The sequence below is a fragment of the Streptomyces sp. NPDC005863 genome, assembly GCF_042871345.1.
Lineage (GTDB): Bacteria > Actinomycetota > Actinomycetes > Streptomycetales > Streptomycetaceae > Streptomyces.
Genome location: NZ_JBIAII010000002.1, coordinates 265,654 through 290,615, shown reverse-complemented (window position 1 = coordinate 290,615; position 24,962 = coordinate 265,654). Strand labels below are relative to the sequence as shown.

General features: G+C 69.9%; 22 protein-coding genes and 2 pseudogenes. 8 read left to right on the top strand and 16 right to left on the bottom strand.

From position 1 onward, the window contains the following. Positions 1 to 70: 70 nt before the first annotated feature. Positions 71 to 1,099 (bottom strand): S1 family peptidase, encoded by a 1,029-nt coding sequence (locus tag ACFYO9_RS07560; RefSeq protein ID WP_388666067.1) that lies wholly within the window; start codon positions 1,097 to 1,099, stop codon positions 71 to 73. Between the two features lie 185 nt (positions 1,100 to 1,284). On the opposite strand from ACFYO9_RS07560, the pseudogene ACFYO9_RS07555 reads away from it, so the two are divergent. The 5 genes and pseudogenes from ACFYO9_RS07555 (at position 1,285) to ACFYO9_RS07535 (ending at position 3,706) form a co-directional block, all read left to right on the top strand. Beyond that, a pseudogene (locus tag ACFYO9_RS07555) lies at positions 1,285 to 1,636 on the top strand (GNAT family N-acetyltransferase). Positions 1,637 to 1,659: 23 nt separating this feature from the next. After that, on the top strand, positions 1,660 to 2,172 hold the full coding sequence (locus ACFYO9_RS07550; protein WP_358774280.1) for a hypothetical protein: 513 nt from the start codon (positions 1,660 to 1,662) through the stop codon (positions 2,170 to 2,172). 66 nt (positions 2,173 to 2,238) lie between these two features. Continuing rightward, positions 2,239 to 2,433: pseudogene (locus ACFYO9_RS07545) on the top strand (hypothetical protein); the annotation flags it as partial. Positions 2,434 to 2,511: 78 nt separating this feature from the next. Further along, positions 2,512 to 3,309 carry a class I SAM-dependent methyltransferase gene (locus tag ACFYO9_RS07540; protein ID WP_358774541.1) on the top strand — a complete coding sequence of 266 codons (798 nt, stop codon included), beginning with the start codon at positions 2,512 to 2,514 and terminating at the stop codon, positions 3,307 to 3,309. Between the two features lie 28 nt (positions 3,310 to 3,337). Next, positions 3,338 to 3,706, top strand: a complete 369-nt coding sequence (locus ACFYO9_RS07535; RefSeq protein ID WP_355806519.1) for a hypothetical protein — start codon at positions 3,338 to 3,340, stop codon at positions 3,704 to 3,706. Here ACFYO9_RS07535 and ACFYO9_RS07530 read toward each other — a convergent pair. From ACFYO9_RS07530 to ACFYO9_RS07490, 9 genes are all read right to left on the bottom strand, one after another. Next, positions 3,667 to 4,065, bottom strand: a complete 399-nt coding sequence (locus ACFYO9_RS07530) for a hypothetical protein (RefSeq protein ID WP_355806521.1) — start codon at positions 4,063 to 4,065, stop codon at positions 3,667 to 3,669. The two genes, ACFYO9_RS07535 and ACFYO9_RS07530, sit on opposite strands and share 40 nt — an antisense overlap. 4 nt (positions 4,066 to 4,069) lie before the next feature. Continuing rightward, complete coding sequence (locus tag ACFYO9_RS07525; RefSeq protein ID WP_355806522.1) at positions 4,070 to 4,936, bottom strand: class II fructose-bisphosphate aldolase; 867 nt, start codon at positions 4,934 to 4,936, stop codon at positions 4,070 to 4,072. A gap of 91 nt (positions 4,937 to 5,027) precedes the next feature. Beyond that, complete coding sequence (locus tag ACFYO9_RS07520; protein WP_355806524.1) at positions 5,028 to 5,942, bottom strand: SIS domain-containing protein; 915 nt, start codon at positions 5,940 to 5,942, stop codon at positions 5,028 to 5,030. A 191-nt stretch (positions 5,943 to 6,133) separates the two neighbouring features. Then, on the bottom strand, positions 6,134 to 7,447 hold the full coding sequence (locus ACFYO9_RS07515) for an alpha-glucosidase/alpha-galactosidase (RefSeq protein WP_355806526.1): 1,314 nt from the start codon (positions 7,445 to 7,447) through the stop codon (positions 6,134 to 6,136). Continuing rightward, positions 7,444 to 8,400 (bottom strand): carbohydrate kinase family protein, encoded by a 957-nt coding sequence (locus ACFYO9_RS07510; RefSeq protein WP_358774283.1) that lies wholly within the window; start codon positions 8,398 to 8,400, stop codon positions 7,444 to 7,446. Before ACFYO9_RS07510 ends, ACFYO9_RS07515 begins: the two co-directional genes overlap by 4 nt. Positions 8,401 to 8,481: 81 nt before the next feature. Continuing rightward, positions 8,482 to 9,369 carry a carbohydrate ABC transporter permease gene (locus ACFYO9_RS07505; protein WP_358774285.1) on the bottom strand — a complete coding sequence of 296 codons (888 nt, stop codon included), beginning with the start codon at positions 9,367 to 9,369 and terminating at the stop codon, positions 8,482 to 8,484. Then, positions 9,366 to 10,388 carry a sugar ABC transporter permease gene (locus tag ACFYO9_RS07500; RefSeq protein WP_358774287.1) on the bottom strand — a complete coding sequence of 341 codons (1,023 nt, stop codon included), beginning with the start codon at positions 10,386 to 10,388 and terminating at the stop codon, positions 9,366 to 9,368. Before ACFYO9_RS07500 ends, ACFYO9_RS07505 begins: the two co-directional genes overlap by 4 nt. 9 nt (positions 10,389 to 10,397) lie before the next feature. Further along, complete coding sequence (locus ACFYO9_RS07495) at positions 10,398 to 11,726, bottom strand: ABC transporter substrate-binding protein (RefSeq protein WP_355806533.1); 1,329 nt, start codon at positions 11,724 to 11,726, stop codon at positions 10,398 to 10,400. 136 nt (positions 11,727 to 11,862) lie between these two features. After that, a complete protein-coding gene (locus tag ACFYO9_RS07490) occupies positions 11,863 to 12,681 on the bottom strand; it encodes an endo alpha-1,4 polygalactosaminidase (RefSeq protein WP_355806535.1) in 819 nt (272 codons plus the stop codon). Between the two features lie 271 nt (positions 12,682 to 12,952). On the opposite strand from ACFYO9_RS07490, the gene ACFYO9_RS07485 reads away from it, so the two are divergent. Next, the gene (locus tag ACFYO9_RS07485) at positions 12,953 to 13,714 is read left to right on the top strand and encodes a DeoR/GlpR family DNA-binding transcription regulator (RefSeq protein ID WP_355806537.1); all 762 of its coding nucleotides are present in this window, start codon (positions 12,953 to 12,955) and stop codon (positions 13,712 to 13,714) included. 194 nt (positions 13,715 to 13,908) lie between these two features. Beyond that, the gene (locus ACFYO9_RS07480) at positions 13,909 to 15,087 is read left to right on the top strand and encodes a serine hydrolase domain-containing protein (protein ID WP_355806539.1); all 1,179 of its coding nucleotides are present in this window, start codon (positions 13,909 to 13,911) and stop codon (positions 15,085 to 15,087) included. Positions 15,088 to 15,101: 14 nt separating this feature from the next. Here the strand turns inward: ACFYO9_RS07480 and ACFYO9_RS07475 are convergent, their stop codons facing one another. The 6 genes from ACFYO9_RS07475 to ACFYO9_RS07450 all read right to left on the bottom strand — a co-directional run bounded on the left by ACFYO9_RS07475 (position 15,102) and on the right by ACFYO9_RS07450 (position 24,093). Further along, positions 15,102 to 15,743: a class I SAM-dependent methyltransferase gene (locus ACFYO9_RS07475; RefSeq protein WP_355806541.1), complete on the bottom strand. Its 642-nt coding sequence runs from the start codon at positions 15,741 to 15,743 to the stop codon at positions 15,102 to 15,104. Between the two features lie 68 nt (positions 15,744 to 15,811). After that, complete coding sequence (locus tag ACFYO9_RS07470; RefSeq protein WP_355806543.1) at positions 15,812 to 18,397, bottom strand: RiPP maturation radical SAM C-methyltransferase; 2,586 nt, start codon at positions 18,395 to 18,397, stop codon at positions 15,812 to 15,814. A 12-nt stretch (positions 18,398 to 18,409) separates the two neighbouring features. Next, positions 18,410 to 20,380 carry a radical SAM protein gene (locus tag ACFYO9_RS07465; protein WP_358774290.1) on the bottom strand — a complete coding sequence of 657 codons (1,971 nt, stop codon included), beginning with the start codon at positions 20,378 to 20,380 and terminating at the stop codon, positions 18,410 to 18,412. Between the two features lie 109 nt (positions 20,381 to 20,489). After that, the gene (locus ACFYO9_RS07460; protein ID WP_355806547.1) at positions 20,490 to 20,639 is read right to left on the bottom strand and encodes a hypothetical protein; all 150 of its coding nucleotides are present in this window, start codon (positions 20,637 to 20,639) and stop codon (positions 20,490 to 20,492) included. A gap of 493 nt (positions 20,640 to 21,132) precedes the next feature. Further along, positions 21,133 to 22,332 carry a serine hydrolase domain-containing protein gene (locus ACFYO9_RS07455; RefSeq protein ID WP_358774292.1) on the bottom strand — a complete coding sequence of 400 codons (1,200 nt, stop codon included), beginning with the start codon at positions 22,330 to 22,332 and terminating at the stop codon, positions 21,133 to 21,135. A 282-nt stretch (positions 22,333 to 22,614) separates the two neighbouring features. After that, positions 22,615 to 24,093, bottom strand: coding sequence for an MFS transporter (locus ACFYO9_RS07450; RefSeq protein ID WP_358774296.1), 1,479 nt, complete (start codon positions 24,091 to 24,093; stop codon positions 22,615 to 22,617). 213 nt (positions 24,094 to 24,306) lie between these two features. Here ACFYO9_RS07450 and ACFYO9_RS07445 point away from each other — a divergent pair, with 213 nt between their 5' ends. After that, positions 24,307 to 24,954, top strand: a complete 648-nt coding sequence (locus ACFYO9_RS07445; RefSeq protein ID WP_358774543.1) for a helix-turn-helix domain-containing protein — start codon at positions 24,307 to 24,309, stop codon at positions 24,952 to 24,954. The last annotated feature ends 8 nt before the right edge of the window (positions 24,955 to 24,962 follow it).

Genomic DNA, 24,962 nt, shown 5'->3' with positions numbered 1-24,962 from the left:
GCCGTATCGTGTCAGGTGCCCGTGGTGCGGGTGGCGTCCCCGCCTCCGGGGCCTGCCCTCTGCTCGACGGTCAGTCGCGGTTGGGGGCGCCGTCGCTGTTGCTGCCGTTGTTGCCGGCGCCGTCGCCGATCTCTGCGCCGACGGCGCTGAGCGCGGTGGAGACGGGCTGGAAGAAGGTCTCGCCGCCCGCGGTGCAGTCGCCGCTGCCGCCCGAGGTGAGGCCGACCGCGTTTCCGGTACCGCCATCGTCAACCGTGAACAACGGGCCGCCGCTGTCGCCCGGTTCCGCGCAGACATCGGTCTGGATGAGGCCAGTGACGGTACCTTCCGGGTAGTTCACCGTGGCGTCGAGCCCGGTGACCACGCCGTCTTGGAGGCCCGTCGTGCTGCCCATGCGGGACACTTCCAGCCCCACCGTCGCGTCGGCGGCCCGCACGATTTGGGTGGTCCGGCCGTCCCCCGTATCGACGACGCTCGGGGCATCCGTGGCCGCGTCGTCGTAGGTGACAAGCCCGAAGTCGCCGTCGCCCGGGAACGTCGCGGCCTGGACGGTACCGATGGGTGCGCCTTCCGCTTCCGCCGACCACGCCTGGGCGGCGACGGTGCAGTGGCCGGCGGTGAGGAAGCCGGGGCTGCCGTCCTCCGTCGTCACGTTGAAGCCGAGGGAACAGCGCGCGCCGCCCCCGAAGATGGCGTCACCGCCTGCGGCGAACGTCTTGAACTCGCCCGCGGACTTCTGGATGCGGGCCATCCCGGCGCCAAGGGATCCGACGACCGCCTCAAGCCGGTCCCACCGCTTGCCGACGACCGTACGGTCGGCTGTGACCAGGACTTGACGGGTCCGGGGATCAACGGCCCACGAAGTGCCGGGCATGGTGGCACGGTCGGCCAACGTGCGTGCGGCGGCGTGAAGTTCACGGGCGCTTTTGCGCACGTTCGTCCCTTTCCGTAGGTCGGGCATGCCGTGCTGACCGGCTCGGCTGGGCTTCCCGGTTTGCGACGCGTCGGCATGCTGCAACAGCAGGGCTGTCGTCAGGACGCTCATGGCAGCAGCTCCTGTCAGGACGGCCTTGCGCCTGGTTATCCGCTTGTGCCTCAACTCGTCGCCTCCTGTGCGGGTTCCGGAACGTGCAGGGTGCCTGAAGCCGCGTATGGCTCCTGGAACCGTGTAAGGCCTCTGGATACGGATGGGGCGCGAGTCGTGTTCAGCGGTATGACGTGACGGTTGGCCGGAAGGCCTTGATGGCCGCTGAGCCCGGTGCTTGGCTGCTGGACATGCTCGACGTGCCTGAGCTCGGCCCCATCGCCTGGCCCCCCTGCTCCGATCCAGACCGAGAGACTCGTCGTCCGAGAACCGGAACGCCGGGACCGTGCCGCACTCATAGACCTGCTGGCGTCGCCGGACTCCCTGCCGGAGGTGTGGGGCCACGGGTACGCCGCCGAGGCGTGCGCGGCGGCACTCGACTGGTTCGCCACCGCGCTTCCGGGCGAACCGGTGGTGCTCGCCACGCAGACCGCCAACACACGCTCGATGCGCCTGGCGTCAAGACTGGGCTTCCGTGAGGAGGAACGGTACGAGGCCTACGGCGCGGAACAGTGGCTCGGCGTCCGGCTGCTGGCGGCGAGGCCGGTATGAGTGGAGCCGCAGGGGAGGACGACGTGCAGCCGCAGATATCGAGGAACGAATCCGCAGCGGATGACCTGCAAGACCTGGCGGCGCTCTGGAGCGTCGGCGAGGTCGGCGCGTACGAGATCGTTGAGGCTGCCTGCGCCGCGTTAGTCGTGGGACTCGACAGTCCCACGCTCCGCATCCTGGCCGGCTGCACGCGCACCGAGGCGGATTACGAGATGCCTGATCTACTCCCCGCCGTACTCGACGAACTGGACCGGGTGTTCTACCCGCAAGACGTCGACGTCGAGGCCAGGCAGGATGCCGCGGTGCGGGCGCTGGCGCGCCAGTTGCTGACAGGAAAGCTGACCCCACGCGAACTCGCTCTGCGAATCCATCAACGCTTCAGCCACCAACTACCCCTGGCCGTGCGCCTCGCCGAGCTCGATGACGCTTACGACAGCGCTGCATACGAGACCGGTGACGAGGCCAGGACGTTGGCCGAGATCGACGCGAACGTCATCGCCGAAGCCCAGCGCCTGTCCGGCCCGCGCAGGGACTGAACCTTGGGTCGACCTGTGCTGCCGGCCGGCGGGCGAGTCATGGTCAAGAACGCTGGCCGTCGGTGGGGCTGCAACACAGCTGTGGTTCAGCTACTCGACTGCCTCACGGGAACACAGCTGGGCGGCGACGGCGGTCCCGGAGCCAATGAGTTGGTGAACCAGATGCAGGAAGCGCGGTCAGCCCTCTACCTCCTGTGTGCCAACGACACCGTTGATCTCGCCGATGCCCTCGCGCGTCGGGTCTGGAGCGTTCGGCCCACCTCCACGCCCGCTAATCTCGTTGATCCCGCGCCCCGCCATCGTGTTGGCTGGCGGCACCGAACTTGCAGGGAGTTGGACGTGCAGGACAGTGAGACTGGTGTCGATCCGGTTGCCCACAATCGGGCCGCCTGGGACAAGTGTGTCCAGGATGGCAACGAGTGGTCGCGGCCCGTGAGTTCCGCGGATGTCGCGCGCGCCCGCAACGGCGACTGGTCGGTGGTGCTCATCGGGCATGAGCCGGTCGACCGCTCCTGGCTGCCGACGGACCTGACCGGCAAGGACCTGTTGTGCCTGGCCTCCGGCGGCGGCCAGCAGGGGCCGATCCTCGCCGCCGCGGGGGCCCGCGTCACCGTGTTCGACAACTCGCCCCGCCAGCTCGGCCAGGATCAGATGGTGGCGGAACGCGACGGACTCGAACTGCGCACCGTCCTCGGCGACATGCGTGACCTCAGCTCCTTCGGCGACGCGACGTTCGACGTCGTATTCCATCCGGTCTCCAACCCGTTCGTACCGGACGTGGCGGCGGTATGGCGTGAGTGCTTCCGCGTCCTGCGACCGGGCGGAACTCTGCTCGCGGGCTTCCTCAACCCCGATGTGTATCTGTTCGACCACGAGGCGCTCGACCAGCGCGGCGAACTGAACGTCGTGCACAAGCTGCCCTACAGCGACCTCACGCACTACTCCGCCGAGGAACGCGCCACGAAGTTCGGCGCGGAAGCCCCACTCGAATACAGCCACACCCTCACCGACCAGATCACCGGGCAGCTCGCCGCGGGGTTCGTCCTCACCGGCTTCTCGGAAGCGCCGCACCAATCCAACGCATCCGCCCAGTACATGTCGCATTACTTTGCGACGTTGGCCGTCAAGCCGAGCTGACCCCCGCCTCTTTGGGTAGCGTTCCGGCATGACGTCAGAGTCGCCCCGGTTTCCGCCGTATCCGATCCGTGGCGTGCGCGTGCTGCACCAAAAGCAGAACTGCGCGCCGCAATTCGCTGAAGTCGAGGTCGATTTCGAGCCCGCGGCCGAGGGCTTCGTCTTTCAGACGGCTCCCGGTCTTACGGTGGAGTACGAGCCTGCCGAGGACCTGCCCCTCTTCTTCGCGGCCGTCGCCGCCGGCATCCAGGAACAACTGAGCCTGCCCGAACACGGAATCGTGACCGCCACGCGGGTGGTGCTGCGACGCGCCCGCGCCGATGCGTTCGGCTCCCACGAGCTGGCGTTCAAAATCGCCGGCTACCTCGCCGCCCGCAAGGCGTTGGAGCGCATCGGGTGACCTGGGGCGTTGAGCCAGCGTTGAGCCGCCTCCAGGGTGTCCCCGCCGTTCGTGTTGAACGCGACTGCCGCCTGCGGCGCATGACGCCGGATCAGGTTCACCGTCTGCTCGAAGAGCGGCAGCAACTGTTCCGTCTTGCGTATCCCCGCGCCGACGACCACCACGTCCCACGCCCGCTCGGTCAGTGACGCGACGAGCGTGGGCTCGGCCGTCTCCCCGAACACGACCAGCGTCATGGCCGCGTCGATGCCGTGCTCCCCGAACCGGGCCAGCTCCTGGTCAAGGGCCTGACGAAGGCCCTCCGCGTCGACGCCGGGAATCGCCTGCGGGTCGTAACCCACCACAAGTACCGAAGACATGACGTCAATCTACGGCAGCCACCGACGAAGGCACCGACGAAGGCACCGACGATGCGAAGAGCCGCAGCAGCCTGGCCACCTCCTTGGCCATCGCCTCGCGCCCCCGGCTCACATAGCGCCGGGGATCGACGACCTCGGGCCCGGACGTCAGCACATCGCGCACCGCCGCGGTGAAGACCGCGTTGAGGTGGGTCGAGACATTGATCTTCCGGATGCCCGCCGTCGCCGCCGCGGCCAGCATCGCGTCGTCGGCCCCCGACGAACCGTGCAGGACGAGCGGCACCGGCACCGCCACCCGCAACTCCCTTACGAGCGCCAGGTCGAGGCGGGCAGTGCGTTCCGTCATGTGGTGGGACGTGCCGACGGCCACCGCGAGGGCGTCCACACCGGTGTCCGCCACGAACCGCGCCGCCTCGCCGGGATCGGTGCGCACCCCGGCCGCGTGCGCGCCGTCCTTGCCGCCGATCTCGCCGAGCTCCGCCTCCAGGAACACGCCGTGCTCCCGGCAGTGGCGCGCGATGCGGCGGGTGTGGGCGACGTTCTCCTGCCAGGACAGCGCGGCACCGTCGTACATCACGGACGTGAAGCCCAGGGAGACCGCCTCCTCGATGAGCTCGGGGCGGGTGGCGTGGTCCAGATGCAGGGCTGCCGGCACGCACGAGTCGCCGAGAGCGGTACGGGCCGCCGCCGCGAGCGGGCCCAGGGAGCCGTGGTGGGCGACGGCGTTCTCGCTGATCTGCACGATCACCGGCAGCCGTTCCCGCTCGGCGCCGATGAGGATGGCCTCCAACTGCTCGATGAGGGCCACGTTGAAGGCGCCCACCGCGGCGCAGGTGCTGTGGAGCATGTCGTACGGGCTGACCAGAGGCATGGTGTGCGTCCCGGGTTCGGCGGACAGTGGACAGGAGGGGAAGCAGGAGGAGGGGGAGGGGGACCACGGGCGAGCGAGCGGGGCGCGTCGGTCAGGACAGGACCACGGAGCGCGTCAGGTGGGCCGGGCGGTCGGGGTCGCGGCCCGCGTCCTCGGCCAGCCGCACGGCCAGACGCTGCGCGAGGACGAGTTCCGCGAGCGGGTCGAACTCCGGCTGCCGCAGGTGGGCGCCGGTGGCCTCGATGCGCCGCGCGAGCTCCGCGGGCAGCGGGGACAGGCTCCACACGGCCCGGCCGGGGGCCGCGACGGCGATGGGGCCGTGCCGGTACTCCGGGACCGGGTAGGACTCCGTCCAGTGGGCCGCGGCCTCGCGCACCTTGAGGGCGGCCTCATGGGCGAGCCCGGCATGCCAGCCGTCACCGAGGAACGTGATCTGCTCGGCGCCCAGCAGTTCCGGGTCGAGCGGGGCGCCGAGTGCGGTCACGGCATCCGCCTGCGCCTGTTCGACGGCGTTGCCCAAGTGGGCCATGAGCAGCATCAGTTGGGTGGTGGGGTAGCGGGTCTGGACGACGGAGCGTTCGTCGGCCTCCTCCAGCGCGATGACGTCGTGGGCCACGCGCGCGGCCGGCGAGTCGGGCACCGCCGTGATCGTGGTGACGCGGGCGGCCGGGTCGGCGCCGGCCAGCGCGGTGAGGATCTCGGTGGTGGTGCCGGAGCGGGTCAGCGCGACGATCCTGTCGTAGCGCCGGCTCAGTCGCGCGGCCGACGCGGGGAAGGCGTCGGTGGGCCCGTGTCCGGCGTCCTCGCGCAGATGGGCGTAGGCCTGGGCCATGAACAGCGAGGTCCCGCACCCGATCACGGCGACGTGCTCGCCCTTCGCGGGCAGCGCGGGGGCGATGTCGGGGAGGAGTTCGAGCGCGTTCTTCCAGCACTGCGGCTGAGTGGCGATCTCCTGGCTCGTGAGAGACGCGGAGGGTGCGGGGGATGTGGGGGGCGTGTGGGACATGAGGGTCGCTTTCTGTACGGGGTGAGCGGGACGGACAGGTACGTGGGTGAGAGGCGCAGGTCCGGGAGTGAGGGAGGGGACGGCGGCGCTACGAGTCGGATACTCGGATGTACGAGGGGCAGCCAACGCCACGGTGATCCGCGCTGCCCAGCCATCCTCTCGGCCCCTCGGCCCAACCGCCCCCCGGAGGCTCAGTCGTCCACCAGCGTCACCCGCAACGCCGGCTGCAGAAGATCCGAGTGCGCCCGCACCATGTCGTCGCACAGCCGCCAGATCTGATCCGCCGTCAAGGCCGCCGCCGTGGCCGGATCCGTCATGGCCGCGTGCCGGATGTGGCGCGGCTCCTCGTCGAGGGCCGCTCGGACGACGAGGTCGTTCATGCTCAGATACGTACGGTTGAGCGCCGCCAGCTGCGGCGGCAGAGCACCGGCGCGGGTCGGCTGGATGCCCGCCGCGTCGACCAGGCAGGGCACTTCGACCACGCCGTGGGCCGGCAGGTTGTCGATCAGGCCACGGTTCGGGACGTTGCCGTACACCGTGCGCGGCGTGCCGGTGACCATGCTGTGGATGATCTGCGGGGCGTACTCCATGGTGCCCTCGACGGCGAGCGGGGCGTCGGCGGCGAGCGCGTCACGGGTGCGCCGGTACTCGGCGACGTTCTCGTCGACGATGCCGAGGTAGGCGCCGACCGGCAGCCGCAGCCGCTCGATCTCGCTGTCGTGGTGCAGATACCAGGGCACGTACTCCGAGGAGTGCTCGCTGGTCTCGGTCGGGTAGTGGCCGAGCCGCCGGTACATGTCGACCCGTACCCGGCGCCGCAACTGCTCGTCCCGCGCGATGAGTTCGTCGAGGCGGGGGTAGAGGTCGGTGCCCCCGTGCTCGAAACGCAGCACCCACGCCTGGTGGTTGACGCCGGCGGCCCGGTAGGTGATCTCCTCGTAGGGGACGCCCACGAGCTTCGCCAGGTCCTGCATGGTCCAGTACACCGAGTGGCACAGGCCGACCACCTTGGTCAGGCCGGTGGCCTCGGTGAGGTACTGGACGTTCATGGCCATGGGGTTGGTGTAGTTGAGCAGCCAGGCGTCGGGGCAGAGTTCGGCGATGTCCGCGCCGAGCCGCTTCAGGAACGGGAAGGTCCGCAGGGCGCGGAAGATGCCGCCGACGCCGAGGGTGTCGCCGATGGTCTGCCGCACCCCGTACCGGGCGGGGACGTCGAAGTCCGTACGCGTGGACTCGCCCATGCCGATCTGCACGATGTTGATGACGAAGTCGGCGCCGGTCAGGGATTCCCTGCGGTCGGCGTGGGCGCTGATGTGAGGATCGGCGCGCAGCTCGCGCGCGATGCGGCGGGCCGCGGCCTCGGCGGTGGCCAGCCGCTCGGCGTCGATGTCGTGCAGGGCGATGTGCGCGTTCTTCAGCTCGGGGAAGGCGAAGAGGTCGGCGAGCAGCCCCTGTGTGAAGACGACGCTTCCTGCGCCGATGAAGACGATCTTGGGTCGGGTCATGACGCGTGCGCTCCGGTGGGAGAGAGATGGGCGAGGGCTTCGTCCCAGGTGGGCTGGGCGGCCGTGCCACCCGGGGCCCTCGTGGACAGGGCACCGCACACGGCCGCGAACTGCAGTGCCCGGTGCGGAGGTTGATGGCGCAGAGTGGCGGCGACGAATCCGGCGTCGAAGCTGTCCCCGGCGCCGACCGTGTCCGTCGGCGTCACGGCGATGCCCGGTGCGCTCAGCAGCGAGCGGCCGTCGTGGCACAGGGCGCCGTCCGCGCCGTTCTTGACGGCGACGAGCGGGACACGGCCGGCGAGGAGCGCGGCGGCCCGCTGCGGGGTGTCGGCGGCGGGGCCCGCGAGGTGCATGGCCTCCCGGGCGTTGGGCAGCAGGATGTCGGTCTGGGCCAGGACCGCGTCGAGGGCGGCCCCGTCCCAGCGTCCGGACGGGTCGTCCTGGGTGTCGAGGGACGTCGTGGCACCGTGGCCGCGGGCGGTGCGCAACAGCGCCGGCAGGTCCTCGGCGAGCCTCGGCTGCAGGAAGTACGAGGCCGCGTGGACGTGCCGGGCGCCGGCCAGCAGCTCGTGGGGGACGTCGCGGCCGCTGGTGGTGGTGAGGGTGCCCGGCGCCGTGAGGATGGCGCGGTCGTCGCCGCGGGTGAGGACGACGGTCAGCGGTGTGGGCCGGTCGGGGTCCAGGGTCAGGGCCCGGGTGTCGACACCGTGCGCGGTGAGGGCGTCGCGCAGATACCGTCCCGCGTCGTCGTCCCCGACGCGGCCCGCGAAGGCCACGCGCAGGCCGAGGCGGGCGGCCCCGCAGGCCATGATCGCGGCGGAGCCGCCGACGACGAGGGAGCCGGAGTCGGTGAGCTGTTCGCGCTGGCCGAAGCCGAGCGGTTCGGTGAGCGGGCCGAGGACGACGTCGGGGTTGGCGTCTCCGATGACGAGCAGGTCGTACGCGGTGGGCATCGCTGTCCTTCGAATGGACGTAAGACGGAAAGAAGGCGGCAAAGGGAGGTCGCGCGGGCCGACCCGATTTGAAGGGCGCTCTCACCCCTTCATACCGCTGGACGTCACCGAACGGATGAAGGCCTTCTGCGCGAAGAGGAACGCGACCAGTACCGGAAGGACCGTCAGGACGTTGCCCGCCATCACCGCCGACCACCGCGTGTGGTGCTGTCCCTGGAAGGTGGTCAGGCCCAGTTGCAGCGTGTACTGCGTGTCGTGGTTGATGGCGATCAGCGGCCAGGTCAGGTCGTTCCACGTGGTCAGGAACGTCAGCACGGCGACCGTGGAGAGCGCGGGCCTCGCGAGCGGCAGCACGATCGAGCAGATGACCCGCAGCCGGGAGCAGCCGTCGATCCACGCGGCCTCCTCCAGCTCGCGGGGGAGCGAGAGGAAGAACTGCCGCAGCAGGAACACCGCGAAGGGCGTGACGAGCGCGGGCACGATCAGCGCGCCGAGCGTGTCGATGAGCCCGAGCTTCTTCATGACCAGGAAGGTGGGGATCATCGTCAGCTGGAAGGGGATCGCCATCGTCGCGAGCATCAGGACGAGCAGCACCCGCGAACCGGCGAACCGCATCCGGGCGAACGCGTAGCCGCCGAGCACCCCGAACACCAGGTTGGACGCGACGGCGACCGCGGAGACGATCACCGAGTTCAGCAGCCAGCGCGGGAACATGGCGTTGCCGAGGACGTAGCCGTACCCGCCCAGGTCGATCTTCGAGGGCCAGAGCGCCGGCGGGAAGCGGTTGATCTCGGCGTCGCTCATCAGCGAGCTCAGCACGAGCCACACCAGCGGCAGCGCGAACAGCGCGGCCAGCGGCGCGAGCAGCAAGTGCCGGCCGCTGAACGGGAGTCGGGGCCGGCGCCGCGCGGTCGGCACGGCCGTCGGACGGGAGGCGAGCGGTGACGGTTCGGTGGTGGTCGCGGTCATGAGGCGGCTGCTTTCGTACGAGGGGTGCGCTCGCGGCGGACCACGCGCACCACGAGGGCCGCGAGCAGCAGCGCCAGGGCGAGGACGTAGGCGGCGGCCGCCCCGTACCCGGCGGTGAACTCCTTGAAGGCCTGCTCCCAGATGAAGTAGACGATGACGGTGGTCGAGCCGAGGGGCCCGCCCTTGGTGGTCACGTAGACGAGGTCGAAGACCTGCAGGGACTGGATGGTCTGCCACAGCAGCAGGAACACGCTCACCGGTGTGAGCGCGGGCAGCGTCACGTGCCGCAGGATCTGCGCCCGCCCGGCGCCGTCGAGGCGCGCGGCCTCGACCAGGGACTGCTGGACGTCCTGGAGCGCCGCCAGATAGATGACGGTGCACAGGCCCGTGCCGCTCCACAGGGTGATGACGACCAGCAGGGGCAGTGCCTGTGAGGGGTCGCTGAGGAAGCCCTGCGGCGAGATGCCCACGTGGTGCAGGAGGGAGTTGGCGGCCCCGAACTCCGGGTCGAGGATGAAGGAGAAGAGCACGCCCTGCGCGGTGGCGGAGATGACGAACGGGACGAAGAACAGCGTCCGGTAGAGCCCGACGAAGCGGATGCGCCGGTTGAGCGCGAGGGCCAGGGCGAGCCCGATGGCGATGCTGAGGGGCACGTACAACACCGTGTAGAGGACGGTGTTCCGCACGGCCTGATGGAAGTTCGGGTCCTGACGCAGGGCGTGGTAGTTGTCGAGTCCCACCCAACGGCTGGGCGTGACAAGGTCGTTGGCCTGAAAGGACAGCAGCAGCGACCAGATGACCGGCAGCACGCTCAGGCCGAGGATGACGAGCACGGCGGGCGAGACGAACGCCCAGGCCGTGGCCGCCTCCTTGCGGCGTCGTCGGCGCAACGCATACGGCTCCGGCCGGTTGTGCGGCTCCTCCTGATCCCGGGAGCCCGGCAACCGCACGGGTTCCTTGGGGTTCTTGGGCTCTCTCGGGTGCTGCGGCAGGGTCAGCGGTGCGGGAAGTCGGGGCATGTCAGGTCCTCAACGCGGTATCAGCAGAGCGGCGTTGGACTCCTCGGCGCAGGAACGCACCGCGTCCGCAGGGCTCTTGCGGCCGAGCAGTACGGCGACGACGGCCTGCCCCAGGGCCCGCGAGACGCGGGGGTAGGCCGGGTGCACGGGGCGTACGCGTGCCGAGGCGACCGCCTCGGTGAACACGGACAGGCCGGGGGTACGGGCGGAGTGCGTGCGCCAGGCCGGGCGGTCCTCGCTGCGGCGACTCAGCGGCAGGCTGCCCGCCTCCACGTCCCAGCGGCTGTCCTGGGCGGGCTGGGTCAGCCAGGTGACGAAGGTGCGGGCGGCCTTCGCCCGGGCGGCGCCGTTGTCGAACAGCGTCCAGGTGTCGGGCCCGGAGATGGTCAGGGGGCGGCGGCTGAAGGTCGGCAGCGGGACGACGTGGTAGTCGAGCTCGGCCTGTTCGATGTCCGGCAGTTGCCAGGGCGCGGTCGGCACCATGCCCATCCGCCCGGAGAGGAAGACCTGGTACATCTGCTCGCTGCCGGGCTTGGGGTCGATGTAGACGCTCTTGTCGTCCGCCAGCTCCTTGACGACCTCCAGGGCGCGGACGCCCTCCTTCTCGAAGCCGATGCTCCGCCCGTCCTCCGCGATCACCTCGCCGCCGAGGTCCCACACCAGCGGCCACAGCCGCCACACGGTGTCCTCGTCGCCGGTGCCGGGCCAGCCGGTGCCGAACCGCCCCTTGCCCGCGTCGGTGAGGCGGCGCGCGGTGTCGGTGAACTCGCGCCAGGTCCAGCCCGGTTCGGGCAGTTCGACCCCGGCCTCGGCGAACACCTTCTTGTTGCAGACCACGGCGAGGGCGTCGAGGAGGGCGGGCACCGCGCGGATCCGGCCGTTGATCGTGACCGCCTCGCGGGCCGGCGCGTGATAGTTGCGCCACGGCGTCGGCCCCCGCTCCATTGCCTCGGTCAGGTCGACCACCTGCGGGCTCCGGGCCACGCTGGCGAGGTCGGAGCCGAAGACGTAGGCGATGTCGGGGTAGGCGCCGGAGGCGAGCGCGGCCGTCACCTTCTGCAGCATGGCGTCGGCCAGCACGCCGCCGCCCATGTCGACGCGGATGTCGGGGTGGGCGCGTTCGAACTCGGCGGCGAGGCTCTTGATGACCTTGGCCGCGGTGTCGTTCTGGCCGTGCCACATCTGGATCGTGACGCGGCCGTCGTCACCCACTCCGTCGGCGGCGCCCGCCGCGCAGCCGGCCAGGCCGCCGCCGGCCGCCGCGAGCGCGCCGGCTCCGCCGACGCGCAGCACACCGCGCCGCGTCACGGCGCCGGGCGCGCGGGGGACTGCTGACATCACTACCTCCAGGGGGTCGGGCGCGAGGCGGAGAAGGGGGCGCGGGTGGCGGGGGCGCCGGGTCCCGGACGTCCGGAACCCGGCGGTCGGCGATCCGGCGGAAGGCACTCCGCGGGCGGTGATGCGCCGATACCGCTCAGCAGGTCTGCCGGAGATACCCGCTGCCGCCCGCGGGCGAGACGCCGACGTCGCGGCGGACGATGCTCAGCCGGTCGCCCCAGCCCGCGCAGGCCTTGCGCAGACCGTCGGCCGAGTACTCGACGACGAGGACGTGGTCACCGAACGCGTCCGTGTACTTCCCGCACTCGTCCCACTCCCCGCACTCCTCGGCGACGGCGAAGTCGAGGCCGGTCTCCTCGCGGTCGGCCGCCAGATCCGGCGTGTTCTTCTGCGCGACGGCCAGCCCCTTGTCGTGGGCGTGCGCGGACAGCAGCGCGATGAAGGCCTTGGCCTGGCCCGCCTTCAGGTGGTCGGGGAAGCGGGTGTACGTGTCGTAGTTGTCGGGCTCGACGGCCTGGAAACCCTTGTCGGCGCAGGAGTCGATCCACCCGTTGACCTTGGCGGCGATCCGCTGGCGCTTGCCGGCGGTACGGATGTCGAGGACGGCCTCGCCCCAGTCGCCGTCGTAGACGACGTCACCGTTCGCGTCCCGCAGCAGCAGGTCGGGGTCCCACTCCTGCTCGGCGCCCGGCTGGGCCTGGAAGGCGTTGACGTAACAGAGGTTGTACAGGCCGGCGGCGGGGGAGGCGCCGCGGTCGCGGCTGACGGTGCGCACGCCGGCGGGCGGGCTGTAGGCGCCGCCGATCTGGTAGTCGAAACCGGCCCGCGGGGAGGGCAGTTCGACGTCCGACGGACCGGCCGCAGCGGAGGAGGGGGCGAGCAGGCAGGCCGCCGCGGTGGCCGTGAGGGCCGCGGCCGCCGTCATACACCTGCGCACAACATGGTTGAGGCTCATCGGTGAGCTCCAGCTGTGGAGGGCACGGCCCCGCCTCGGAACCCCCGAAGGGCCCTGGCGACTCAGTCCGGGCTCATGGCGAAGGCCAACTACCGGCTGGGCGTACCTCTGCGCCGCGTGCTCGACACCGGCGTTGCCAGGGAGTAAAGCGATCCCCTTCAGCCATGTCAAGAGATCGGTTTTGACCGAATCACCGCTCAACCGCGCATCAGCACGCGTGAATTGTGCGCGATCCCTGAGCGAACGTGCTCGTCAGACCTATGCTCACCGCGTGCTCAGAAGCGACCGCCACGCGCGGATACTCGATCACGTCGCCGCGCAGGGCAGCGCCGACGTGACGCAGCTCGCGCGGCTGCTCGGCGTCTCGCAGGCCACGGTCCGCCGCGATCTGCGGCACCTGAGCGAGCAGCGGCTGCTCGACCGTACGCACGGCGGCGCGCTCCCCAGCGGATCGAGCATCGAGCTCCCCCTCCAGCACCGCGCCGACCAGCGCTCCCCGCAGAAACAGGCCATCGCACGAGCCGCCGCCGCCCTCGTGCCCGACGGCGCGGTGGTCGGCCTCACCGGCGGCACCACCACCACCGAAGTGGCCCGTATCCTCGCCGACCGGGGCCCGGTCACCATCGTCACCAACGCCGTCAACATCGCGGCGAACCTGGTGCTCCGCCCGCACGTCACGCTGATCGTGATCGGCGGGACCGCCCGCAGCCAGAGCTACGAACTCGTCGGCCCCATCGCCGAGAAGACCCTCGCCGACCACCACACGGACATCGCCTTCCTCGGCGTGGACGGCATCAGCGCGGCCCACGGCTGCACCACGTACGACCAGTTGGAGGCCGCGACCGACCGCGCCTTCGCCGCCCACGGCAGCCGTACCGTCGTGGTCGCCGACCACTCCAAGATCGGCAGGACCACCTTCGCCAAGATCTGCCCCGCGGCCGGCGTGCACACCCTCATCACCGACTCCCACGCACCCACGGGGGAGCTGTCGGCCCTGGGCGACCTGGGGGTGCGGGTCACGGTGGTGGGCTGAGCGGGGTGGGGCGTGGCGTGGAGTGGCGGGGTCGGGCTCGGCGCGGACCCGCGTACCGTCCCCGTACCCCCGTACCCCCGTACCCCCGTACAACGGGACCCGCGGCCGGATGGAGCAGAGCCGCGCGCGGATTCCCGACCGCCGGGTGAAGCTGGACGCCCGTCCCCTCGCGCTGCCGCTCCAGGAGCCATCCCGTGCCGCTTTCCCGATCCCCGCAGCTCCGCCTCCCCCTCGTCGCCCTGCTGGCCGCCGCATGTGTCACCGGCCTCGTGCAGGCCCCGGCCCAGGCCGCCAAAGCCCCCGACCCCGCCGACGACAGCCGCGCACTGCGACAGCAGTTGCGGGAACTGACCACCGCGCCCGACGGCCCGCCCGGAGCGATCGCCGTCCTCAAGCGCGGATCCCGCACCGAGGTGTACCGGGCCGGCGTCGCCGAGACCGGCTCCGGCCGGCCGATCCGGGTCACCGACCACATGCGCATCGCCAGCACGGCCAAGGCGTACAGCGGCGCGGTCGCCCTCCGGCTCGTCGACCGCGGCAAGCTGCGCCTTAACGACACCATCGGCAAGGTGCTTCCCCGGCTGCCGCGCGCCTGGCACCGGGTCACGCTGCGGCAGCTCCTGAACCACACCAGCGGCCTGCCGGACTTCAGCGCGAGCCCGGAGTTCCTGAAGCTGGTGACCGAGGATCCGCGCCGCCACTTCGACTCCCGCCGGCTGCTGGACTTCGCCGCCGACGAGCCGCTGGCGTTCCGCCCGGGATCCCGGTACGCGTACTCCAACTCCGACAACATCGCCGTGGCCCTGATGGCCGAGGCGGCGACGGGACAGCGTTACGAGGCCCTGCTGGAGAGGCTCGTGTACCGCCCGCTGAACCTGCGCGGCACCAGCCTGCCGCAGGGCTACCGGATGCCCCAGCCGTACATGCACGGCTACGACGTCACCCCGTCGAACCCGCCCGAGGACGTCAGCGAGGTGCTGAGCGCGTCGGGCGTGTGGGCGTCGGGCGGGATCGTCTCGACACCGAAGGACATGACGGCCTTCATCCGCGGCTACGCGGGCGGAAAGCTGATCTCCGACCGCACCCGGGACCAGCAGCTGCACTGGGTGAACGGCGCATCCGAACCCGCGGGCCCCGGGCAGAACAAGGCCGGTCTCGCCCTCTTCCGGTACAGCACGCGCTGCGGCGTGGTGTACGGCCATACGGGCAACTTCCCCGGCTACACGCAGCTGATCGCCGCCACCCCGGACGGCAAGCGGTCGCTGACCGTCTCCCTCACCACCCAGATCAACAAGACGAACAAGCCGAAGCTGTTGGCGCGGCTGCGGACGGTGGAGGAGAACTTCGTGTGCGCGTTGCTGCGCGGGAAATAGGGGCGGCCACCTGGTCAGTCTTGGTTCCGCCGGAGCACTGCGTACCGGGCGGGCCAGTCCGTGACGCCCTTCCGGCGGCCGAAATCCGCGATGCGCAGGTCGAGCACCGTGAACCAGGAGGTCACGGCGGAGCGGAAGCTCTCCTCGGTGGTCCAGGACGGTCCGCTGGACTGGTCGAGGGCGTCCTCCTCGCTGAGCGCGGCGGCCCCGACGTGGATCCACAGCCCGCCGGGCCGGCACATCCGGGCCATCGCCACGGCGAACGTACGGCGCTCGTGCCGCGTGGGGCGGGTGTGCAGCACACCGCGGTCGAGGACCACCGGGAACGGGCCCGGGGGAGTGTGGTCGGTGACGTCAAGAACCTCGTACCGCACCGCCGAACCGGCCGGGGTGCGGCGCCGGGCCGCAGCGATGGCCCGGGCCGAGAAGTCGCAGGCCGTCACCGTGTACGAGCGGTCGGCGAGCCACCGCGCAGTGGTGCCGAGCCCGCAGCCGACGTCCAGTACGTGGGCCGGGGGCGGGGCGTGCTCGGCGAGGAGTTCACCGAGCACGGGCGGCGGCTCCTCGTCCCAGCCGGCGACGGCGGAACCGTAAGTGCGGTCCCACTCGGCCGCGTTGAGGGAGCGCAGCGGCACAGCGGCTTCGCCGTGAGGCATGGTGGTTGATTCCCCTCTGCTGACGACGGTCGTTTGCCGACGATGATCCTCTGCTGACGATTGCCTCTTCAGCGCACGACCGGCCAGCGGGAGATGCGGGAGGGCAGCCACCACAGAACGGAGCCGACCCGGTGCACGAGTCCCGCCTTCACGAACGCTTCGATTTCTCGCTGCCGGAAATCCGAGACCGCGGCGCCGTCGAGGAGTGACGCCAGCTTGCCCTTGTGCACCTTGCGCATGACGACACGCCGCTGCGCCCCGTGCCGCAGGTCGGTGACCTCGACGAAGCTCCTGCCACGCCGGTAGCCGCACTTGTTCATGTGGAACGTGGCACGCCACTGGTCGAGGACGGCGTCACCGTCGGGGCCTGCCAAGGAACGCGGTGGAAACAGGTGGCTGAACAGCCGCCATTGCCCGATCTCGGCGCCTAGGTCCAGGTCCCAGTCGACGGAGATGCCGTGCCCGGTCGACTCGCGCACATGGGTGAGCCCCCGGACCGCCCTCCGGTCGCTGTCGAGATCACCGGGGCCGAGGACCACGGGCTCGGGCAGGGCGACATGCCGGGCGCCCCGTGCGAACAGGTCCGACACGGTCTCCACCGCCGAGTCCTCGTACGGGACCTCGCCCAGGTACATGCCGTCCCGGGCGCGCGCCACCTGGTCGCGTTCCCGCCAACACTGAAGCGCCGTTCCTGTCGCCGTAGCCGTAGCCGTAGCCGTAGCCGTAGCCGTAGCCGCGCTCGCTCCCGCTGTGCGGCAGTTCGCGTCGTCGAGCAGCGCGGGCACCAGCGCCGGGCTGCCCTCGCGGGTCACCCAGCGCATCAGATCCTGATTGGCCGCGTACGGAACGACGTGCACGGTCTGGCCGCCGTCGTCGAAGAGCAGGCCCAGTGTGCGCCAGTGGGCCAGCAGGGCCGACACGTCCTCCGCGGCGATGTCGTGCCCGCCTTCCCGGAGCTTCTTCGCCAACACATCGCCGGTGCAAGGCTGTTCCAGCAGACGGAAGGCGGTCATCTCCCAGGGTTCCTCGATGTGCAACGTCCTCCAGGCGTAACCGGGCCGGGTGTTGGTGAGGACGATGGAATGCGTCAGGTCGACTTGTGTCAGCCTCCCGCGGGGAAACTCGTGACACCAGGTCTCGACGGCCTTCTCCAGTCGCTCCGCGTGCGCGGTGGAGATTCCTTGGTGTGCCGCGTCGAACACGTAGGCCATGTCGCGGAGTTCGGACTCCGGAAGGTCGTAGATCACCGCGTAGTGGGCGGCGGGCCGCAGGTCGCCGAAGCCGAGTTCCGGTCGGTTGAAATAGGGGCTGAAGCGCTCGATGGCTATGCGGGTGACTCCGTTGGGGGGAGCGAGGTGATGGATCGCGGGGAACTGGTCGATCACCGAGTCGTAGTCCTCTTCGGTCTCGGCCGGAAAGCCGAAGAGGTAGTTCCATACGACACCGAGGCTCACCGATTCCGCGTCGCGCAGCATCCGTACGTTCTGGCAGCCGGTCACCCCCTTGTCCATGATCTTCAGGACGCGGCCGCTGAGGCTTTCGATGCCGGGCTGTACGTAGTGAATGCCGGCGGCGACGAGGGAGCCGAGCTGTTCGCGGCGCATGTTGGACTTGATCTCGTAACTGATGCGCAGGTCGCATTCGGCCTCCGCGAGCCTCGGGACCACCGACCGCAGATAGGTCATGTCGAGGATGTTGTCGGCCACGGCGACATTGAGCACCTGGTGGCGTTCCGTCATCGCGAGCAGCTCGTCGACGAAGTGGTCCGGGCTCTTGCTGCGGAATTCCATGAACGAACCGTTGAGCCCGCAGAAGGTGCAATGGTGTTTCTGGCCCCACCAGCAGCCGCGTGAACTCTCCAGCACCAGATGGGGCTCGGCCATGGCCCTGGCGCGCGAGGCCGCGTGTTGTTCGAAGTAGTCCGTGTAGTCCGGCGTCACCAGCGCCGACGCGGGCAGAGGGGCCGCGCTCATCGCATTCGCGTGCGAGGTCCCCTCCGCGTCGCGCCAGCAGAGCCCGGGAATGTCCCCGGGGTCCGACCCGTCGCGAAGGCAGGCGAGGAGCCGCGTGAACGACACCTCGCCTTCACCGCGATTGATGTAGTCCACGAAAGGAAAGCCGCGGTGCAGCGCCGCCCCCTGCGGGCCGTCGCAATTGCCGCCGCCGAGCACGACGCACACCTCGGGCGCGGTCTTCTTGATGAGCCTGGCGGCGGCGAGGACGGCGCTGTTCTGCGCGAAGGTCGTCGAGAAGCCGACGACATCGGGCCGCTCGGCGAGAATGCGGTCGACCAGGGACGCGATGTACTCGGGGGCCAGCGCGTGCAGTTGCCGCCCCTTGTTGAGCATGTCTCCCGGCACCGACCCCGCCACGAGGTCCGCGAATTCCGCATTGCGCCACTGCGGATCGTCGTACAGGGCGGAGGAGAAGATCCACTCGCTGTAGCCGGTGAAATAGGAGTCCCAGCAGAAGTTGTACTCCTCGCGCGTCAGGCCTGCGCGTGCGGTGATCCAGTCGAGATAGTCCAGATTGGCGTTCACGACATCGACGCGGCTGTCCGGGAACTCGTCCGCGACGCGACGCTTGAGAAGTCCCAGGGCCAGGGAAGGGAAGTCGATGGAGGCCCAGGGCATGTTGACCAAGGTGATGTGCACCGTGTGACTCCTTCAGCGTGACGGACGGGTGGCGGCCGGTCGCGGTGCGTCGCACATGACTCCGACGTCCGCGGCGGCGAGTTTGCCGAGCAGGGTCCGGCCGTGCGCACTGGTCGCGATCAGGGGTTCGCCGGGCGCGGAGCCAAGGGCCACGTGGCTCTTCGGGAGGGAGTACACCTGCTCCCGTACCGGATCGGCCAGCAAGGCCGAACCACCGCCCGGGCCTTGGGTGTCGAACCTCGGTGGAGCGCAGCGGACCCATGGGTGCGGGCGCAGCGCACTGTGCTGCGCCGAGCGCTGAGCGGCGGCTTCGATGGGACTGTCTTCGGCCGCGGCGATCCGGCGCATGCCGTACTTCAGCCGCCGCAGCATGTCGGGGCGGGCGGGCCCGCCGACGGTGGTGTGCCGTCTGCCGAACCTGCCGCCCAAGTAGTTGAGTTCGCGGTTGTCGGCGAAGGTGTCGGAGCCGTCCAGGATCACGTCGAAGCGTTGTGGGTCCGTGACAAGCAGGGTTCCCGGCTCGGCCACCATGAGTTCGAAGGCGTCGACGGCGAATTTCTCACGGTTGCGTTCGAGGAAGCGGAGCGACTCCTCGGCTTCCTCCTCGGTCTCGTCCAGAAGTCCGCCCATGACGGAGAAGTTGACCTGAATGTCTGCTGCCGCGAGATTGTCGAGGATGGTCTGGAAGTCCGCCGCGCGAACACCCTTGTCCAGTCTGTCGAGCAGTCGCTGTGTGACGCCCTCATAGCCGACGGCCATTCCCTCACAGCCGAGTTCGGCCAGTTCCTTGCAGAAGCCCGGGTCGAGCAGGATCGGTTCGAGACGGTTGCGCGTGTTGAACCGGACACGAAGACCGCTCTCGCGTACGAGCCGCATGGTGCGGGCGAGCAGTCGCAGATTGGTGTTCTCGTCGACGACGGTGACGAAGTCGATTCCGGTGCTCTCCACGATCCGGCGGACCGTGTCCGCGAGCTGTTGCGGAGAACCCTGTTGGTAGGCCCCGCGTTCGAGGGATCTGTTGCCGTAGGAACAGAAGATGCAGCGTCCCCAGTAACAGCCCACACAGGACACCATGGAGAGGACGACGGTGTCGTTGAGATAGGAGTGCACCTTCAACCCGTCGTAATCGGGTGCGCCGACATCTTTGAAGTGGAGCGCGGGCGGTCGGCTGGGGGGCGTCGCGCCGTCGGGGTTCAGCCACCTCATTCCCGGCACGTCGGAGCAGGGCGCTTTGTCGGTGGGGCGGGGTGCCTTGCCGGTGAGATGGCCCAGCCAACGCTCCAGGGATTCTTCGCCCGCCGTGAAGCAGAGCGCGTCGACTGAGGTACGTACGGAGGTCATCGCCGCCAATTCGTCGTGCCGCAACATGACTTGCTGTCCGCCGAGGCAGATGGGCGTGCCCGGGAGAAGCTGCCGTATCCATCGGGCGATCAGCAGCGCCGGCGCCAACTGGCTAAAAAAGGCGACGGATATGCCGACTGCCCGAGGCGCGGAAGTGCCGAGAGCCTCGGTCAGGAGGGCGTGCAACGTCCGGCTCGCGAAGTCGAGGGAATCCACTCGCACTTCGGACAGCTGGAGCACCGCCTGGTCGAGTGCAGCGAAGTCGTCCCACACCTGAGACAACGGCGAGTCACGCAGGATCAGTTGGGCGGACTGCCGGGCGAGGCGCACCGCACGTACGGGGCCGAGACGGGGTGCCGGGTCCTTCGCCAGGACGAAGTCACGTATCTCCCCGAGATGCTGCAGGGCGGCGTCGGCCACCGCCGCGCGGTACCAGACGGGCAACTCCTGCGCCGCGTCCAGAGCGGCGGCCTCCCGTTCGAGCGCCGGCCCGTCGAGAAGCCGATGGACGAGTTCGATGCTCAGGTCGACCTGATGCGCGCTGTAACCGGACCGGCGGACGTGACCGGCGAGATAGGGCAGGCTCAGATACGGAAAGAGGGTCGCCTCCGTCAACGGCGGAAAGAGCAGCAAGAGATCCATGCCATCCGTCCTGATCCCACTGAGTCGACCGGCACCGAAGGAGCTCACAAGCGGGTGGAGCTCGGACCTCGGCTTGTGAGCCCCTCACGGAGCGCTTCAGTCGGACCGGTCAGGCGGCCGGTATGTCCGAGGAACGGTCCGCGTTCTTGGCGATGTAGTTGTAGGCCGTGGACGAACCGCTGACTTGCAGCTCATCCATCTCGAGCACCTCGAGTTCACCGAGGTCGCTCTCGATGTCTGTGTTCATCTCGATGTCCATGGAACCTCCATGCGTGAGTGGAAGATGAAACGGGAGTAGGCTTCTGGGTCTTCCGTCCCCGAACAGGCTCTCTGTCACGTTTCATCATGGTCAAGGCCCCTATCGAGCCAAGGGAATTCGGCCGCTGAGTACGGTGGGTGGTGGCCGTGACTCCTAATTCGGCTGAGGTTTTCGGCCAGCGGGGGAGCCGAGGTGTCGCTTCCGGTGGTGACCTCGGGTGACGGAGCGGTCGCGGTGACGATGGAATCAGCGCTGGGCCCGGCGCAAGGAGACGTCAGCCGTCCACCATCTCACCGCTGGTCAGCGGTAGGCCTGTGCGTCGATGTGAGTCACCCGGCCGCTCAAGGTCAGGAGGGCGATGCGTCTCGGCCTCCTGAAGAGCTCCAACAGGCCCGAAATGAACAGTCGTTCACACCAAGGCGGCTCCTGGGTCTCTCGGTGCGGGAGGGCAAATCCGGCACCGGACCGCCCCTCGGGTGGCCGGAAGTCACCGTCAGCCGTCGTCCGCCGCGCAGAGCGCCGTCGGGATGACGGCTCGCATGTCGTCGTCCTGGGCCTGCGCCTCGCCGGGATAGAGGTTCGCCATGGCGGTGGCCTGTCTGCCGTCGACCGTGACCGCGCCGATCGTCTGATAGCCGGGTACGCCACCGTCGTAACCCCACGCAAGGCCACCGCACGGCAGCGGGTGACTCTCCAGGCCGAGCCCGTACGCCCCGCCGTCCGGGGAGCCGGTCGGCCGGGTCTTCATCATCTGGCGGAGCTGGGCGGGGCGGAGCAGCCGGCCGCGTACGAGCGCGTCCAGGAAACGGTTCATGTCGGCGCCGTTCGAGATCATGTCGCCGCTCGGGCCCGCGAAGGAGGGGTTCAGCGCGGTGAGGTCCTTGAGCGGCTCGCCCTTGCCCGTCCGCACATAGCCGCGCGGGTGCGGGCCGCGGATCCCCGTGGCGTCGCCCGGCAGGGACGTCCGGCGCAGATGGAGCGGTGCGATGACGCGTCGGCGGATCTCATCGGCGTACGTGTGCCCGGTCACCCGCTCGATGAGCAGGCCGGCCAGCAGGTAGCCCGTGTTGGAGTACCGCACCTGGGCGCCCGGCTCGAAGTCCGGGCGGTGGGTGAGCGCGAGCCGTACGAGGTCGCGGGTGTCGTAGTGGGTGAGCGGGTGCTCGATGATGTCCTGCGGCTTGAGGTCGTCGAGGTAGTCGGGCAGGCCGCTGGTGTGCTGGAGAAGCTGGCGGACCGTGACCTTCCGCCCGTCGTTGCCGTGGCCGCGGACGACGCCGGGCAGATAGCGCTCGATCGGCGCGTCGAGGACCACGCGGCCCTCGCCCACGAGTTGCAGCACGACGGTCGCCACGAAGGGCTTGGTCATGCTGCCGATCCGGAACCTGCTGTCCGCGCGCAGGGGCGTGTGCCGCCGTACGTCCGCGACGCCGCTGGTCAGCACCGCGCGGCCGGACCGGTCCCGCACCGCGACCAGCACGCCGGGGCTGCCGTCGGTCGTGCTCAGCCGGTGCAGGAGCGCGCGGAGCCGGGGGTGGTCGGTGGTGGCGCGTGGGACGGTCTCCGACCGTGCCCGGGCGTCGTCGGGTCGCGCGCCGGCGGTGACACCGGCCACCGCGGCCAGCGCGAGCAGGGCGCCGAACGCTCGCTTGTACGTGGTCAGTTGCGTCCTGGGCAGGTGCGTCCTGGTCATGTGCGTCCTCGGGCGTGGGAGGTGCGTGGGAGATGCGGCGGCCGGACGGGCGGCACGTTCCCGCCGGAGCCGCCGGAGCCGCCGGCGCGGCCGTACGCACTCGTCCGCCCGCTTCATCCCAGCGTGACCGGGCGTGCCGCGCCGCGGGATGGGGCGACCATCCGGATCCGGGGTGGGGGCAACCCCCGGGAGCGCGCTGCTGGGAGCGGGCCGACGCCCGAGTGACCCGGGGAGCGCGCCCGCGTACGCAGGGCGGGCATGGCCGAGCCCGTGGACTGGACTTCAGGCAGCCTCTTCCACGGAGTGCGAATTGGTCAGGGTGGAGGCGCCGACGGCCGCGATCACGCCGACGATCACCGCCAGCACGGCGTACGTAATGCGCTCGCCGTGGAAGAACGACTGCACGAGGCCGCTGCTCCAGGCACCGGCGGGCAGCTCCGTGGTGACCAGGGCGGCGATCAGGGTGCCGACGACCGCGGTGCCGACGCTGGTTCCGACCTCCTGGGCGGTGTCGTTGAGCGCCGTGCCGATCGAGGTGCGGTTCTCCGGCATCGCCTCGACCAGGGCGATGGCGCAGATCGTCATGACGGTGCGCAGCCCGACGGTCATCACGACCATGCAGACCGCGATGGCGATGTACCCGTGCTCCACACCCCAGGCGAGCCCGCCCAGAGCGCCGGCCAGGCAGGCCGCACCGACCAGACAGGCGACACGATGGCCGAACCTCTTCGCGAGCCCTTCCGACAGGGGAGTCGCGATGATCATGGTCACGATGATCGGCAGGTTCGCCAGGCCTGCCCGTACGGGACTCCACCCGTAGGCGTACTGGAAGTGGAGGATGAGCCCGAACATCACGCCGGCCATCGCGATGGACGTTCCGACCTGGGCGATGGCCGCGCCGCGGACGGTACCGCCGGAGAAGATCTTGAGGTCCAGCATGGGGGCCTTGCTGCGGCGCTCGTGCCACACGAACGCGATGCCCGCGATCACGGCGCCGAGAACCGACGCGATCGTGGTGGCGGAGAGCCAGCCGTGCTCGACGCCGCTGGTCAGCGCGTAGCAGGCCAGACCGATGGTCAGGACGCTCAAGACGGTGCCCGGCAGGTCGAGCCGGTCCTTGGTGAGGTCCTCGGGCCGGTCGGCCGCGACACCGAGCCGCACGCCGATGGCCGCGATCAGGGCGATCGGCGCGTTGATCAGCAGGAGCCACTGCCAGCTCACGTGGGCGAGTGCGGTGCCGCCGAGAAGCGGGCCGAGGACGAACCCGGACATCCCGACGACGATCATCAGGGTCATCGCGCGCATGCGCAGCGCCTGGTCGTCGAACAGTCTGAAGACGAGCGAGTTGGTGATGGGCGCCATGGCCGCGGCGGCGACGCCGAGCCCGGCCCGCAGGGCGATGAGCTGCCCGCCGGAGTCGACGGCGATGACGCAGAGGCTCATCAGGCCGAACACGGCGAGGCCGACCAGCAGCACGCGTCGGCGTCCGAAGCGATCGGCCATGGATCCCGCCGTCAGCAGGAGCCCCCCGAACGTCAGCGAGTACGCGCCGGTGACCCACTGCAGGGCGGTCGTACCGCTGCCGAGATCACGGCCGATCGTGGGCAGCGCGATCGACAGCAGGGTGTTGTCGACCATCTCGACGAAGAAGGCCAGGCAGAGCGCGGCCAGCGGAATCCACGCCGCGCGCAGCGATGGGTAGGTGCGGGCCGTGCGGGCTATGGCGGGCTGGGGCTCGGCGGGCTCGGTTGTCGTGGTCATGGCCGGCCTCCTCTCTGGACGTCGTCGTTCACCGAACGACGCTCTACGTGGAACACGATTCGATGAACGAACATTGTTCGATGATGGAACGTCGTTCGACTATAGAACGCAGTTCGATGTCGTGCAATACGTGATTGGATGGGTGTCATGACAGCCCCGCGAACCCGCCCCGCCGAAGCCCCCGCCCGAGGACGCAGGCGCGCTTCGCACTCCATGGAGGCCGTCCTCACCGCAGCCGTCGCCCTCCTGGACGAGGCCGGCGGATCGGCACTGACCTTCCGGGCCCTGGCCGCCCGGCTCGGCACCGGCGTCGGCACGATCTACTGGTACGTCTCGAACAAGGACGAACTGCTCGACCGCGCCACCGACCACGCGATCGGGGAGATCCTGGCCGCGGTGGAGGACCAGCCCCTCGGCGACGACCCGATCGCCGATCTGCGCGCGATGGCCGTCACCCTGTTCGACGCGATGATCGACCGGCCCTGGCTGTCCGCGTACTTCATGCGCAACACCGACGTCCAGGGCCACTCGTTGCGGCTGTACGAGAAGTTGGGCGAGCAGACACTCCGCTTGAACCTCACGCCCAGGCAGCGGTTCCACGCCGTTTCGGCGATCACGGGAGTCGTCGTCGGCACGGCGGCCGACCTGGGCATGGAAATCCCACAGGAGCTGCTCGACGGCCAAGTGGACCGGGACGTGTTCCTCAATCGCTTCGCCGAGAAGTGGCGCTCACTCGACGTGACGGACTTCCCCTTCGTGCACCAGATCGTCGACGAGTTCGCCGGCCACGACGACCGCGACCAGTTCCTCGCGGCCTTGGACCTGACTCTGGCGGGCCTCCGCCTGCAAGCCGGGATGTAACGCGCGCA